The organism is Mesorhizobium album (assembly GCF_033977205.1).
Lineage (GTDB): Bacteria > Pseudomonadota > Alphaproteobacteria > Rhizobiales > Rhizobiaceae > Mesorhizobium > Mesorhizobium album.
The window spans coordinates 153,670-166,426 of sequence record NZ_JAVIIW010000006.1; the positions used below are offsets into that span (position 1 = coordinate 153,670).

Here is a 12,757-nt window from a genome sequence, read left to right on the forward strand (position 1 = left end):
CGGAATTACCTCCTCGGACCACTCTCGGTGAAGGGGTTCAGGTGAGGTACATCGAGAACCGCAAAATGTCGGAGATTGGTCGTTAAGACGGACATGCCGTTCAAACGGGCAGTCGAGGCGATCAGCATATCCGCCAAGCCAGGATTGAAGCCTTTGGCGATCGCGGCATCTTCCAGTTTGCCGGCCTCTCGTGCGATTGCGACGTCTACCGGCAGAATGCGTTGGTCGAATTCCGTCAGCAGCCGTTCGAACCAGCCACTGACGCGCGCGGCCTTCGAACTTGCACCCGATCGCTTCAGTTTCGCGATGCCTCTTTCCAGCTCCAAAACGACAATGGACGATAAATGCCAGGAGCCGCGCTCCCGTTGTTCGTCAACCCATGTCAGTACGTGCGAGGGAAGCGGAGGACGGTCAGGCGCAAAGGCCGACAGGAACGACGTATCGAGTAAGTAGCCGCTCAAAATTCGACGTCCCGTGACGGCGATTCGTTTCGCTCAAATTCGATGCCGCCAGGGTACTGAAGCAGGAAGTCGACAAAGGCTTTTTGGCTGCCTTGCGGATAAAGCTTTCGCCCCTCATCAATCGGAACAACCATGGCAATCGCTTTGCCATGCCTGGTGATGGTAGTAGGCTCACCATTTCCCGCGGCCTCGACGAGTGCCGAGAGCCCTGCCTTGGCCTCCCGAAGCTGGACGGTTTTCATGATGACCTCCGTTGTAGTCTCATGTGGTCACAATATAGAGATTGCATAGGAAAGGAACAAGTCCTCATGAAAACCCTTGGCCTGCTCGGCGGCATGAGCTGGGAATCGACGGCGATCTACTACCGCCTGCTCAACGAGATCGTGCGCGAGCGGCTTGGCGGCCTGCATTCGGCAAAGCTGCTCCTGTGGTCGTTCGATTTCGCCGAGATCGCCGAACGCCAGCATGCAGGTGATTGGGACGGCGCCGGGGCTCTCCTCGTCGCGGCGGCGCACGGGCTGGAGGCGGCCGGCGCCGAAGGGTTGGTGATCTGCACCAACACCATGCACAAGCTCGCCGATACGGTGCAGGCGGCCATCTCGGTCCCGCTCATTCACATCGCCGATGCCACGGCGCGCGCTGTCGTCGAAGCCGGCGTGCGGCGCCCGGCTCTGCTCGCGACGCGCTTCACCATGGAGCAGGATTTCTACAAGGGCCGGCTCGCCGACAAATACGGGCTGCAGCCCGTGGTGCCAGACCAGGCCGGTCGCGACATGGTGCACCGGGTCATCTATGACGAGCTTTGCCAGGGCATTGTCAAAGCCGACTCGAAAGCGGCTTATGTCGACGAGATCGCCCGACTGCGGCGCGACGAGAAGATCGACGGCCTCATCATGGGTTGCACCGAGATCACCATGCTGATCGGCCAGGCCGATTTCGACATCCCGGTGTTCGACACCACGCTCATCCATGCCGGGGCCGCGGTCGATTACGCGCTGTCCTGATAAGGCGCTCTTCTGATGCGTCTTTTCTAATGTGCCGGCCGCCATCTGGCGCGCGGGTTTTCCTTCGCTAGAATGCCGGCAATCTCAAAAACAAGACTTTACGAGGGGGATCAGATGGACTTCGCGTTTCCGTGGCCGGCGAGCCAGGGCGAATGGCTGGCATGGTCGAGCGCCGTCGTGACCCTGCTCATCGGACTCGTCCTGTTCCTGGCGCCGAACCTCGCCTTCCGCATCCTGCGGCTGCAGGCCAAGCCGGAGAAGGCGGCGGCGATCGCCGAAGGGCGCGGTCGCATGTCGGGCTTCTATCTCGGCGTCAGCCTGTGCTGCATTCTGCTCGCGCAGCCGCTGCTTTACATGGCGCTCGGCTTCTCCTGGCTGTTCACCGCTTTCGGCCGGCTTTTGTCGATGATGTCGGACGGCGCCAACACGCCCTTCAACTGGGTTTCGATTGTCGTCGAGTTGGCGCTGGCGGCGCTGCCGCTGGCCTTCGCCTTCGGCTTCGTGCCATGAATCCGGCGCCTGGGCTGGCCCGATGCGACAAAAGTGCCTGAAAACCATGCCGGACGATGCATTGCGGTCTTAAAAGGCCTGTGCTAGACGGCAATCGACTTTCGGCCGGGGATAGCGGAAGCCGCGCCTCTGTGCTTGGAAAAATCGCAGTAAGGTCAAAGATTTAGCCAGAGTTTTCGCTCGCGCCAACAATCTTGGGCCTGTCAGACAAGAGAAAAGACGGTCCGTGGCCCAATCGTCATCGCCAATCTCAGCTGTCGCAGAACGCTATGCAAGCTCGCTGTTCGAGCTCGCGCTGCAGGAAAATTCGGTCGCCAAGGTCGAAACCGACCTCAACGACTTCGAGGCGCTGCTCAACGACAGCGCCGACCTTGCCCGGCTGATCAACAGCCCGGTGTTCTCCAGTGAGGATCAGGCAAAGGCGATCGCCGCTATCGCCGACAAGGCCGAGATCACAGGCCTCGTCGGCAATTTCCTGCGCGTCGTCGCCCGCAACCGCCGCCTATTCGCCGTGCCCGGCATGATCAAGGCGTTCCGCCAGATCGCCGCCGACCATCGCGGCGAGGCTTCCGCCGAAGTCACTTCGGCGCACGCGCTGACCGATGCGCAGCAGACCGAGCTCAAGGCGACGCTGAAGAGCATCGCCGGCAAGGATGTGGCCATCGCCATGACGGTCGATCCGTCGCTGCTCGGCGGCCTGATCGTCAAGATGGGCTCGCGCCAGATCGATACGTCGCTCAAAACTAAACTCAATTCGCTCAAGCTTGCACTGAAAGAGGTCGGCTGATGGACATCCGCGCCGCGGAAATTTCCGCAATTCTGAAAGACCAGATCAAGAATTTCGGCAAGGAGGCCGAGGTCTCCGAAGTCGGTCAGGTTCTGTCCGTCGGTGACGGCATTGCCCGCGTCTACGGCCTCGACAATGTCCAGGCCGGTGAGATGGTCGAATTCCCCGGCGGCATCCGCGGCATGGCGCTGAACCTCGAAGCCGACAATGTCGGCGTCGTCATCTTCGGCAACGACCGCGACATCAAGGAAGGCGACACCGTCAAGCGCACCGGCGCCATCGTCGACGTTCCGGTCGGCCCGGGCCTGCTCGGCCGCGTGGTCGACGCGCTCGGCAACCCGATCGACGGCAAGGGCCCGATCAAGGCCACCGAGCGCCGCCGCGTCGACGTCAAGGCTCCCGGCATCATTCCGCGCAAGTCGGTGCACGAGCCGATGTCGACCGGCCTCAAAGCCATCGACGCGCTGATCCCGGTCGGCCGCGGCCAGCGCGAGCTGGTCATCGGCGACCGCCAGACCGGCAAGACCGCCATCATCCTCGACACGATGCTGAACCAGAAGTCGGTGCACGACAGCGGCCCGGAGAAGGAGAAGCTCTACTGCGTCTACGTCGCCGTCGGCCAGAAGCGCTCGACCGTCGCGCAGTTCGTCAAGGTGCTGGAGGAGCGCGGCGCGCTCGACTACTCCATCATCATCGCCGCCACCGCGTCCGATCCGGCGCCGATGCAGTTCCTGGCGCCGTTCGCCGGCTGCACCATGGGCGAGTATTTCCGCGACAACGGCATGCATGCGCTGATCAGCTATGACGACCTGTCGAAGCAGGCCGTCGCCTATCGCCAGATGTCGCTCTTGCTGCGCCGCCCGCCGGGCCGCGAAGCCTATCCGGGCGACGTCTTCTACCTGCACTCGCGCCTGCTCGAGCGCGCCGCCAAGCTCAATGAGGACAACGGCGCCGGCTCGCTGACTGCGCTGCCAGTCATCGAGACGCAGGCCAACGACGTGTCGGCCTACATCCCGACCAACGTGATCTCGATCACCGACGGCCAGATCTTCCTCGAAACCAACCTGTTCTTCCAAGGTATCCGCCCGGCGGTGAACGTTGGTCTCTCGGTGTCGCGCGTCGGCTCGTCGGCGCAGGTCAAGGCGATGAAGCAGGTTGCCGGCTCGATCAAGGGCGAGCTCGCGCAGTACCGGGAGATGGCGGCCTTCGCGCAGTTCGGCTCCGACCTCGACGCTGCGACCCAGCGCTTGCTCAATCGCGGTTCGCGCCTGACGGAGCTCCTGAAGCAGCCGCAGTTCTCGCCGCTCAAGACCGAAGAGCAGGTCGCGGTGATCTTCGCCGGCGTCAACGGCTATCTCGACAAGCTCGCGCTCAACCAGGTCGGCAAGTTCGAGCATGGCCTGCTCAGCCACATGCGCTCGGCCGGCAAGGACGTGCTCGACGGCATCCGCAAGGAGAAGGCGCTGTCGGACGATTTGCGCGCCAAGCTCAAGGCCGAGATCGACGCCTTCGCCAAGACCTTCGCTTAAAGAAGTCGGACGGGATCGGGTTTGAAGCATGGCTTCGTTAAAAGACCTTCGTAACCGTATCGCCTCGGTCAAGGCGACGCAGAAGATCACCAAGGCGATGCAGATGGTCGCCGCGGCGAAGCTGCGTCGCGCGCAGGAAGCGGCGGAAGCGGCGCGTCCTTATTCCGAGCGCATGGGCGCGGTTCTGGCCAACATCACCCAGGCGATCGGCGGCGGCGGTGACGCCCCGGCGCTGATGAGAGGCACCGGTAAGGACGACGTGCATCTGCTCATCGTCTGCACTGCCGAGCGCGGCTTGTGCGGCGGCTTCAACTCGCAGATAGCGCGCCTTGCCCGCGAGCATATCCGCCGGCTTCTCTCCGACGGCAAGCAGGTGAAGATCATCTGCGTCGGCAAGAAGGGCTACGACATCCTGCGCCGCGACTACGGCTCGCTGGTGCTGGAGCGTGTCGACCTGCGCGAGGTCAAGACGCTCGGCTTCGGCAATGCCGACGCGATCGCGCGCAAGGTCATCAACCTGTTCAACCAGGACGGCTTCGATGTCTGCACGCTGTTCTACTCTCAGTTCAAGTCGGTGATCAGCCAGATCCCGACGGCGCAGCAGATCATCCCGGCCGCGCAGGCTTCCGCCAATGCCGAGACGAGCAACGGCGCCGGCGGCGCCGTCTACGAATACGAGCCGGAGCCGGGCGAGATCCTCTCCGACCTCATCCCGCGCAACATCGCTGTGCAGATCTTCCGCGCGCTGCTTGAGAACGCGGCCGGCGAGATGGGCGCCAAGATGAGCGCGATGGACAATGCGACGCGCAATGCCGGCGACATGATCAACAGGCTGTCGATCACTTACAACCGCCAGCGGCAGGCGCAGATCACCAAGGAACTCATCGAAATCATTTCGGGCGCCGAGGCGCTCTAGGCGCGCGCGGGCGGGGTCTGAGACCCCGCAGCGGCGTGAGCAACAGATAGACGAAAAGGGCAAAGACGATGGCGAAAGCAGCTACCCAAAAGACCGCCGCCAAGGCGGCACCGGCCCCCAAGGAAGCGGCAAAGGCCCCGGCAGCAGCCGCGAAGGCCGCTCCGGCCAAGAAGGCGGCCGCTCCGGCCAAGGCAGCAGCTCCGGCCAAGGCGGCGGGCACCGCGGTGAAGAAGACCGGCGTCGCCGGCAAGGTCCGCCAGGTCATCGGCGCCGTCGTCGACGTGCAGTTCGAAGACCATCTGCCGGCAATTCTGAACGCTCTCGAAACCGACAATGTCGGCAACCGCCTGGTGCTCGAGGTCGCCCAGCACCTCGGCGAGAACACCGTGCGCTGCATCGCCATGGACTCTTCCGAAGGCCTGGTGCGCGGCCAGGAGGTCTATGACACCGGCGCGCCGATCTCGGTGCCGGTCGGCCCGGGCATGCTCGGCCGCATCATCAACGTCATCGGCGAGCCGGTCGACGAAGCTGGCCCGGTCGACGCCGTCGAAAAGCGCGCCATCCACCAGCCGGCTCCGGCCTATGTCGACCAGTCGACCGAAGCGCAGATCCTGGTCACCGGCATCAAGGTTCTCGACCTGCTCGCGCCTTACGCCCGCGGCGGCAAGATCGGCCTGTTCGGCGGCGCCGGCGTCGGCAAAACCGTGCTGATCCAGGAGCTGATCAACAACGTCGCCAAGGCGCACGGCGGCTTCTCGGTGTTCGCCGGCGTCGGCGAGCGCACCCGCGAAGGCAACGACCTCTACCATGAGTTCATCGAATCCGGCGTCAACAAGAAGGGCGGCGGCCAGGGTTCCAAGGCCGCGCTGGTCTACGGCCAGATGAACGAGCCGCCGGGCGCGCGCGCCCGCGTCGGCCTGACCGGCCTCACCGTCGCCGAGTATTTCCGCGACCAGGGCCAGGACGTGCTGTTCTTCGTCGACAACATCTTCCGCTTCACGCAGGCGGGCTCGGAAGTGTCGGCGCTGCTCGGCCGCATCCCCTCGGCCGTGGGTTACCAGCCGACGCTGGCCACCGACATGGGCGCGCTGCAGGAGCGCATCACGACGACGACCAAGGGCTCGATCACCTCGGTGCAGGCCATCTACGTGCCGGCCGACGACCTGACCGACCCGGCGCCGGCGACGTCGTTCGCTCACCTGGACGCCACCACCGTGCTCAACCGCGCGATCTCGGAAAAGGGCATCTATCCGGCCGTCGACCCGCTGGATTCCACCTCGCGCATGCTCGACCCGATGGTCGTCGGCGAGGAGCACTACCAGGTCGCCCGCCAGGTGCAGTCGATCCTGCAGCGCTACAAGTCGCTGCAGGACATCATCGCCATCCTGGGCATGGACGAGCTGTCGGAAGAGGACAAGCAGACGGTTGCCCGCGCCCGCAAGATCGAGCGCTTCCTGTCGCAGCCGTTCTTCGTCGCCGAAGTGTTCACCGGCTCGCCGGGCAAGCTGGTCGACCTCGCCGACACCATCAAGGGCTTCAAGGGCCTTTGCGCCGGCGATTACGATCACCTGCCGGAAGCCGCCTTCTACATGGTCGGTGGCATCGAGGAAGCGGTCGAGAAGGCGCAGCGCCTGGCGGCTGAAGCGGCGTAAAGAAGCGAATAGCGAATAGGGAGTAGCGAATAGGGATCAGTGGGCCGGCAGAGTTCTTCACTGCTCGCTACTCACTATTCCCTACTCGCTAAACAGGCATGGCTGAAGCTTTCAAGTTCGAACTGGTCTCTCCGGAGCGGCTGCTCGTTTCCGAGCAGGTCGATTCCGTCGTCATCCCGGGCGCCGAAGGCGAGATGACCGTGTTGGCGCAGCACGCTCCGGTCATGACCATGATCAAGCCCGGCGTCGTCACGGTGAAGACCGTGGCCGGCAAGGAAGAGCGCTATGTCGTGTTCGGCGGCTTCGCCGACATCCTGCCTTCGGGCTGCACGCTGCTTGCCGAATCGGCGGTGGCTGTCGGCGACATCGACCGCGCCGATCTTGCCCGCCGTATCCAGGAAGCCAGGGAAGACGCCGCCGACGCCAAGGACGACGAGAGCCGCGCAAAGGCGGAGCAGTTCCTCAGCCAGCTCACCACGCTGGAAGGCGCGCTGCTGCCGGCCTGATAAGCTTCCTGGATGATGATGGATTGAAAAGGCGGGGCTTGCCCCGCTTTTTTGTTTGATGGACAGTCCGCCTGCTTTTCGGAAGGGCGCCGGATGTCCAACGAACCAGGCTCATGGTCCAGATGGTCGACAACGCTGTGGCGGTGTTCGGCAGGCCGACAACCCGGCGGACAGCCGTTTCATCATGGGCACGGTTCCCTACGGGAATCTGGTCGGCAAGGCGGTACGCCTGTCTGGAATTCAAACGGGGTCGATTATTCCTCGCGTCAGGTCGTGAACGCAGCCAGGTAGGTGGCGCCGCAGAGGCTATTCGGCTTTTCCGCGCTCGCCGCCAATGCCAAGCGCGGCGAGCGCAAGTGCTGGACCACCCTGCCTGACATGCACAAGGTGGGTGGCCACGAACTCAATCAATGTCTGACGCTTGCGATGGTCCTTGGCAAAGCCCGCCAGATCGAACACGGCCGTCGTCATTTCCGCTGTCGGCAGATTGCGGGCGAAAAGGTCGCCGAGGGCAGCGTCGAGCGGATCGGTGAAATGGGCTTCCGGCAGGGTCTTGCCGCGCGCCTGGCAAGCGGCGATCCACGCGGCAACAACCAGCGATAGGTGTTCTGGAGGCAACCCGGCCTCCAGGCTTGCGAGCGCGGAAGCCACAATGCGCTGCGGCAGCTTCTGGCTGCCGTCATTGGCTATTTGTGCCGTGCGGTGGGCAAGTGCGGTGTTGGAAAAGCGTTCGGCGAGCTCGGCCGTGTAGGCAGTCGTGTCGAGCCCAGCATCCTGAGGCAGCGTCGGGATGGCTTCGGCCCACAATGCGTCGACGAACTGCCGGATCGACGGATCGGCGAAGGCGCGATCGACGGTGGCATGACCGCTGAGCAGGCCGAGATAGGCGATGCCTGAATGGGCGCCATTGAGAAGCCTCAGCTTCATATCCTCGAAGGGACCGACATCCTCGACCATGGTGACGCCGAATCTTTCCCAGGCCGGGCGACCGGCGGGAAAACGATCCTCGATCACCCACTGACGGAAGGGCTCGGTCATAACAGGCCAAGCGTCCCCAAGCCCGAGTTCTTCCGCGATGCGCGCCCGGTCAGCGTCCGTCGTCGCCGGCACGATGCGGTCGACCATGCTCGACGGGAAGGCCACTTCGTCGGCGACATAGCCGGCTAACGGCTGATCGCCTGCGTCGGCACGAGCGTCGCGCAGCTTCGCAAACTCTATCAACAGCCGGTGCAACGTGGCGCCATTGGCCGGAAGATTGTCGCAGCAAAGCACCGTGAAGGGCGGCGTACCGGCGGCGCGGCGGCGCGCAAGCGCCTCGGCCAGGAAACCATGCGCCGTCTTCGGCGATCCGGGATTCGCGAGGTCGTGCGTAATGTCGGGATGGTTCCCGTCGAGGCCGCCGTCGGCTGCCCTGAGATAGGCTTTTTCGGTGATGGTCAGCGTGACGATGCGGGTGCGCGGATCGGTCAGCGCGGCAAGCACCGCGCCGGGGTCTTCCGGCGCCACCAGCAGCGACAGGATCGAGCCGATCACCTGCAGCTGCTCCCCGGCGCTGTCTCTCACCGCCAGCGTGTAGAGCCCGTCCTGCGGCGCCAGCGCATCGCGCGTGTCGGGGCTGCGCAGCGAGACGCCGATAATGCCCCAGTCCACCTCGCCATCCGCCAGGCAGGCATCGACATAGGCCGCCTGATGGGCGCGGTGAAAAGCACCAACGCCGAGATGGACGATGCCTGGCTTGACGCTGGCCCGATCATAGAGGGGAACCGAAACCTCGCCTGGCAAGGACCGCAACGTCTTGTCGGAAAGGCGGGTCATGGCACCAAAACGGCTGAGAGGTTTCGGGGGAGCGGCATGTCGATGTCCCGTGCGATGGAGCACACGCGGCGTACCACCTGTTCCCCGCAACCGCAAGGAGGCCAGGACTTGGCCGACCGCGTTGACATCATCCCTGGCCGACCGTACCCATACCCAACCCTAAAGCGCGTCGCGCTGAAGCGGATTCCGGCGACCCGCTTTAGGTCCTTTTACTGATGCAAGTCGTTGCCCCAGAACCGTTGCACACTTCTGAGCGACTTGCATTGGAGGAGCCGCTTTTTCGATGATCGCGCTGACCGATCAGGATCTGCTGTTTCCGCCGGAAGCGAATTCGCGCTCTCTGGCGCGCGCGCTTTACGCCGGCGTGAAAGACCTGCCCATCGTCAGCCCGCATGGTCACACCGACCCCCGCTGGTATGCGCTCAACGAGCCGTTTCCGGATCCCGCGCAGCTCTTGATCGTGCCGGACCACTACATTTTCCGCATGCTGTTCAGCCAGGGCGTGCGGCTGGAAGAGCTCGGCGTGCCGGCGCTCGACGGGGCGCCGGTCGAGACCGACGGCAGGGCGATCTGGCGGCGTTTCGCCGAGCACTACTACCTCTTCCGCGGCACGCCGACCCGGCTGTGGCTCGACCATGTGCTCGAACATCTGTTCGGCATCGAGGCGCCGCTCGATGCGAGCACCGCCGACCGCCATTACGATGCGATCGCGGCGCAGCTTAGCCAAGACGACTATCGTCCGCGTGCGCTGTTCGAGCGCTTCAACATCGAAGTGATCGCGACGACCGAAGGCGCGCTCGACGACCTCAAATGGCATCGGATGATCCGCGACAGCGGCTGGAAGGGCCGTGTCGTCACCGCCTACCGGCCGGACGCCGTGGTCGATCCCGACTTCGAAGGGTTTGCGGCCAATCTCGATCGCTTGGGTGAAATCACCGGTTGCCACACCGGCAACTGGGCCGGCTATCTCGAGGCGCACCGGCAGCGGCGCGCCTATTTCAGGGAATTCGGCGCGACCTCGACGGACCACGGCCATCCGACCGCCGAGACCGCCAATCTTTCCGGCGCCGCGGCGGAGGAGCTGTTCAACCGCATCCGCCGCGGTTCCGAGGACGAGCGCGAGCGGCGGCTGTTCCGTGCCCAGATGCTGACCGAAATGGCCAAGATGAGCCTGGATGATGGGCTGGTGCTGCAGATCCATCCGGGGTCATGGCGCAATCACTCTCCCTCCATCTTCCAGAGATTCGGCCGCTACAAGGGCTTCGATATCCCGACCAAGACCGATTACGTGACGGCGCTGAAGCCGCTGCTCGACGCAGTCGGGCTGGAACGCGACCTCACAATCATCCTGTTCACGCTGGACGAGACGAGCTACGCGCGCGAGCTGGCGCCGCTTGCCGGCGTCTATCCGGCGCTGAAACTCGGACCGGCATGGTGGTTCCACGACAGTCCGGAAGGCATGCGCCGTTTCCGCGAGATGACCACCGAGACGGCCGGCTTTTACAACACCGTCGGCTTCAACGACGACACACGCGCCTTCCCGTCGATCCCGGCGCGCCACGATGTGGCCCGCCGCGTCGACTGCGCCTTCCTGGCGCGGCTCGTCGCCGAACACCGGCTGCGCGAGGAGGAAGCGCATGAGCTGGCCGCGGAACTGGCCTACACGCTTGCCAAGAAGGCGTATCGCCTTTGAGGGGAGGCTGCCAAGCTTCGCGGGACCCGGGCCGGACGACATCGGCGATGCGGCGGTGTTCCTGCTGGCGCCGGCGGCGGATTGCATGCATGGCGCGGTGATGCCGGTGAACGGCGGCTGGCGCTGATGCAAGGAAAACCCGCGCCGTGAGGCGCGGGTTTGTTGCCTGGGCGCTCGTGGCGCCGCCGCGGTACTCAAACATTGCCGCAGGACGACAACGGTGCCGCAACATGGTGAAGATAGGTTTAACGAAGGAGACTGGAACTCTCGCGCCGTATCGGCCAAAGAGATGGCGAGTCGCACATCATCGTTCGGCTGCGCCGGCAGCGGATGAATAGGCGGCGGGAGAGAAAGTCGGGAATGGACGTTCTACGAAAATCAGAAGGCTTTTTGCGCGCGGCCGCCAGGCGACCGATCAGAGAGATCCGGCGTATAGCGCTGGACTTGAAGCGACTATGGCGGCTTTGGGTGACGGCGGACACGGCGCGTTACAACAAGATATTCATCGCCGGCTGCGCGCGCAGCGGAACGACGCTTACACAGCGCCTGATGGGATGTTTTGAAGACACTTTCGTCCATCAGGCCGAAGCGAAATATACCCAGTTGGATATGCTGGACCGCCCGGAAGCCAACCTTGTGGTCAAGCGCACCGAGCGGGGTCATGTGCACTTGGCGAAACTGCCAAGTGCCGTTGGCTTGATCTATTGCGTTCGCCACCCGTTCGACGTGCTGACAAGCTCGCATCCGCAAAGCAGGGCGCAGCGCCGGTTCCACGTCACACCCGAGCGCTGGCTGGCAGAATATGGCGCTTTGCTGCGGTTGAGGAAAGCACAGTCCGGCCGCGCGATCACTTACGTCCGCTACGAAGACATGATCGCTCAGCCGGACGCCTTGCAGGAGCGGATCGCGCGGGCGTTCGACCTCAAGCCGCGCATCCGGTTCAGCCAGGATCCAAGCAATCCGATACGCGCAACCTCCCTGAGGAAGTGGGAGCGAAACGAAGAGTTCCGATCCTATCTGCGCACCCTGCCGCCGGCCTTCCTCGCTCGCCTCAAAGAGTTCTGTGACGAGTTCGGCTACGATATGCCGGACCGGGCGAACGCATGACTTCGACGTTCGGTCTTGTCGCCGAACGGCATGGCCCTTTAATTGCGCCCGGCATGCTGCCCGAAGGTTGCGTGCTTGCGACGATCGATCACGGACCTCAGCGTTGCTGCAGCGCCAATCGCACGCCGAGCGCACAGTAGATGCCGCCGACCACCTTGCCCTGCCATTTCAGCACGGCCGGGTTGCGACGCATGAAGGAGCCGAGGCCGCCTGCTGAGACGGCGAAGACCACGGTGCTGAAGAGACCGAGAAGCACAAAGACGGCGCCGAGGATCGTCAGCTGAAGCACGACCGATCCGTTTTCCGGGCGCACGAACTGGGGCAGGAAGGCGAGGAAGAACAGGGCGGTCTTCGGGTTCAGCACCTCGGTCAATATGGCCTGCCGGAACGCCTTTCCCGCCGGGATCGGCGGAGCGCCGCGGGCGAGACTGGCCGGCGCCTTCTCGAGGATGGCGCGGACGCCGAGGTAAACGAGATAGGCCGCGCCGATATATTTGATGATGGAAAACAGCATCGCCGAGGTGGCGATGATGGCCGAGATGCCGAAGATCGCCATGACGGTGTGGACGACATCGCCCGCCGCGACGCCGGCGCCGGTGGCGATGCCGACCCTGGTTCCCGAGCTGGTCGCCCGCGCCACGGTAAGCAGCGTGGCCGGCCCCGGAATAAACACGAAGCCAAGCACGATCGCGACATAGGTCGCCAATGTGGCCAAATCGATCATTGCCGGGTTCCTCCGCTGCAGGCCGGAACAGCAAGCCATTCTTTGCGCGGAAA

General features: G+C 64.0%; 13 protein-coding genes and 1 pseudogene. 10 read left to right on the forward strand and 4 right to left on the reverse strand.

Annotation, left to right across the window (positions count from 1 at the left end; all coding sequences use genetic code 11):
- Positions 1-5: 5 nt before the first annotated feature.
- A complete protein-coding gene (locus RFN28_RS07545; RefSeq protein WP_320286742.1) occupies positions 6-461 on the reverse strand; it encodes a type II toxin-antitoxin system VapC family toxin in 456 nt (151 codons plus the stop codon).
- Positions 458-703: a type II toxin-antitoxin system Phd/YefM family antitoxin gene (locus RFN28_RS07550; protein WP_095816592.1), complete on the reverse strand. Its 246-nt coding sequence runs from the start codon at positions 701-703 to the stop codon at positions 458-460. Before RFN28_RS07550 ends, RFN28_RS07545 begins: the two co-directional genes overlap by 4 nt.
- Positions 704-769: 66 nt before the next feature.
- Between RFN28_RS07550 and RFN28_RS07555 the strand changes: the two genes are divergently transcribed.
- The 7 genes from RFN28_RS07555 to RFN28_RS07585 all read left to right on the forward strand — a co-directional run bounded on the left by RFN28_RS07555 (position 770) and on the right by RFN28_RS07585 (position 7,365).
- Positions 770-1,465, forward strand: a complete 696-nt coding sequence (locus tag RFN28_RS07555; protein WP_320286743.1) for an aspartate/glutamate racemase family protein — start codon at positions 770-772, stop codon at positions 1,463-1,465.
- A gap of 114 nt (positions 1,466-1,579) precedes the next feature.
- Positions 1,580-1,975: an AGROH133_08824 family phage infection protein gene (locus RFN28_RS07560; protein ID WP_320286744.1), complete on the forward strand. Its 396-nt coding sequence runs from the start codon at positions 1,580-1,582 to the stop codon at positions 1,973-1,975.
- A gap of 226 nt (positions 1,976-2,201) precedes the next feature.
- Complete coding sequence (locus tag RFN28_RS07565) at positions 2,202-2,762, forward strand: F0F1 ATP synthase subunit delta (RefSeq protein WP_320286745.1); 561 nt, start codon at positions 2,202-2,204, stop codon at positions 2,760-2,762.
- On the forward strand, positions 2,762-4,291 hold the full coding sequence (atpA, locus tag RFN28_RS07570; RefSeq protein WP_320286746.1) for a F0F1 ATP synthase subunit alpha: 1,530 nt from the start codon (positions 2,762-2,764) through the stop codon (positions 4,289-4,291). Before RFN28_RS07565 ends, atpA begins: the two co-directional genes overlap by 1 nt.
- A gap of 28 nt (positions 4,292-4,319) precedes the next feature.
- Positions 4,320-5,207 (forward strand): F0F1 ATP synthase subunit gamma, encoded by an 888-nt coding sequence (locus tag RFN28_RS07575; protein WP_320286747.1) that lies wholly within the window; start codon positions 4,320-4,322, stop codon positions 5,205-5,207.
- Positions 5,208-5,275: 68 nt separating this feature from the next.
- Positions 5,276-6,859 (forward strand): F0F1 ATP synthase subunit beta, encoded by a 1,584-nt coding sequence (gene atpD / locus RFN28_RS07580; protein ID WP_320286748.1) that lies wholly within the window; start codon positions 5,276-5,278, stop codon positions 6,857-6,859.
- A gap of 98 nt (positions 6,860-6,957) precedes the next feature.
- A complete protein-coding gene (locus RFN28_RS07585; protein ID WP_320286749.1) occupies positions 6,958-7,365 on the forward strand; it encodes a F0F1 ATP synthase subunit epsilon in 408 nt (135 codons plus the stop codon).
- A 306-nt stretch (positions 7,366-7,671) separates the two neighbouring features.
- On the opposite strand, the gene RFN28_RS07590 is transcribed toward RFN28_RS07585, so the two are convergent.
- Positions 7,672-9,180, reverse strand: a complete 1,509-nt coding sequence (locus RFN28_RS07590; protein WP_320286750.1) for a mannitol dehydrogenase family protein — start codon at positions 9,178-9,180, stop codon at positions 7,672-7,674.
- A 283-nt stretch (positions 9,181-9,463) separates the two neighbouring features.
- On the opposite strand from RFN28_RS07590, the gene uxaC reads away from it, so the two are divergent.
- The 3 genes and pseudogenes from uxaC (at position 9,464) to RFN28_RS07605 (ending at position 11,980) form a co-directional block, all read left to right on the forward strand.
- The gene (gene uxaC, locus RFN28_RS07595; protein WP_320286751.1) at positions 9,464-10,873 is read left to right on the forward strand and encodes a glucuronate isomerase; all 1,410 of its coding nucleotides are present in this window, start codon (positions 9,464-9,466) and stop codon (positions 10,871-10,873) included.
- 28 nt (positions 10,874-10,901) lie between these two features.
- Positions 10,902-11,000 (forward strand): annotated as a pseudogene (locus RFN28_RS07600) (2-deoxy-D-gluconate 3-dehydrogenase); the annotation flags it as partial.
- 233 nt (positions 11,001-11,233) lie between these two features.
- Positions 11,234-11,980, forward strand: coding sequence for a sulfotransferase domain-containing protein (locus RFN28_RS07605; RefSeq protein ID WP_320286752.1), 747 nt, complete (start codon positions 11,234-11,236; stop codon positions 11,978-11,980).
- Positions 11,981-12,077: 97 nt separating this feature from the next.
- On the opposite strand, the gene RFN28_RS07610 is transcribed toward RFN28_RS07605, so the two are convergent.
- Positions 12,078-12,704, reverse strand: coding sequence for a LysE family translocator (locus RFN28_RS07610; protein WP_320286753.1), 627 nt, complete (start codon positions 12,702-12,704; stop codon positions 12,078-12,080).
- Between the last annotated feature and the right edge of the window lie 53 nt (positions 12,705-12,757).

Coding starts and splice junctions, on each gene's coding strand:
- RFN28_RS07550 (WP_095816592.1), bottom strand. CDS start 703: ATGAAAACCGTCCAGCTTCGGGAGGCCAAGGCAGGGCTCTCGGCACTC.
- RFN28_RS07555 (WP_320286743.1), top strand. CDS start 770: ATGAAAACCCTTGGCCTGCTCGGCGGCATGAGCTGGGAATCGACGGCG.
- RFN28_RS07560 (WP_320286744.1), top strand. CDS start 1,580: ATGGACTTCGCGTTTCCGTGGCCGGCGAGCCAGGGCGAATGGCTGGCA.
- atpA (WP_320286746.1), top strand. CDS start 2,762: ATGGACATCCGCGCCGCGGAAATTTCCGCAATTCTGAAAGACCAGATC.
- RFN28_RS07575 (WP_320286747.1), top strand. CDS start 4,320: ATGGCTTCGTTAAAAGACCTTCGTAACCGTATCGCCTCGGTCAAGGCG.
- atpD (WP_320286748.1), top strand. CDS start 5,276: ATGGCGAAAGCAGCTACCCAAAAGACCGCCGCCAAGGCGGCACCGGCC.
- RFN28_RS07585 (WP_320286749.1), top strand. CDS start 6,958: ATGGCTGAAGCTTTCAAGTTCGAACTGGTCTCTCCGGAGCGGCTGCTC.
- RFN28_RS07590 (WP_320286750.1), bottom strand. CDS start 9,180: ATGACCCGCCTTTCCGACAAGACGTTGCGGTCCTTGCCAGGCGAGGTT.
- uxaC (WP_320286751.1), top strand. CDS start 9,464: ATGATCGCGCTGACCGATCAGGATCTGCTGTTTCCGCCGGAAGCGAAT.
- RFN28_RS07605 (WP_320286752.1), top strand. CDS start 11,234: ATGGACGTTCTACGAAAATCAGAAGGCTTTTTGCGCGCGGCCGCCAGG.
- RFN28_RS07610 (WP_320286753.1), bottom strand. CDS start 12,704: ATGATCGATTTGGCCACATTGGCGACCTATGTCGCGATCGTGCTTGGC.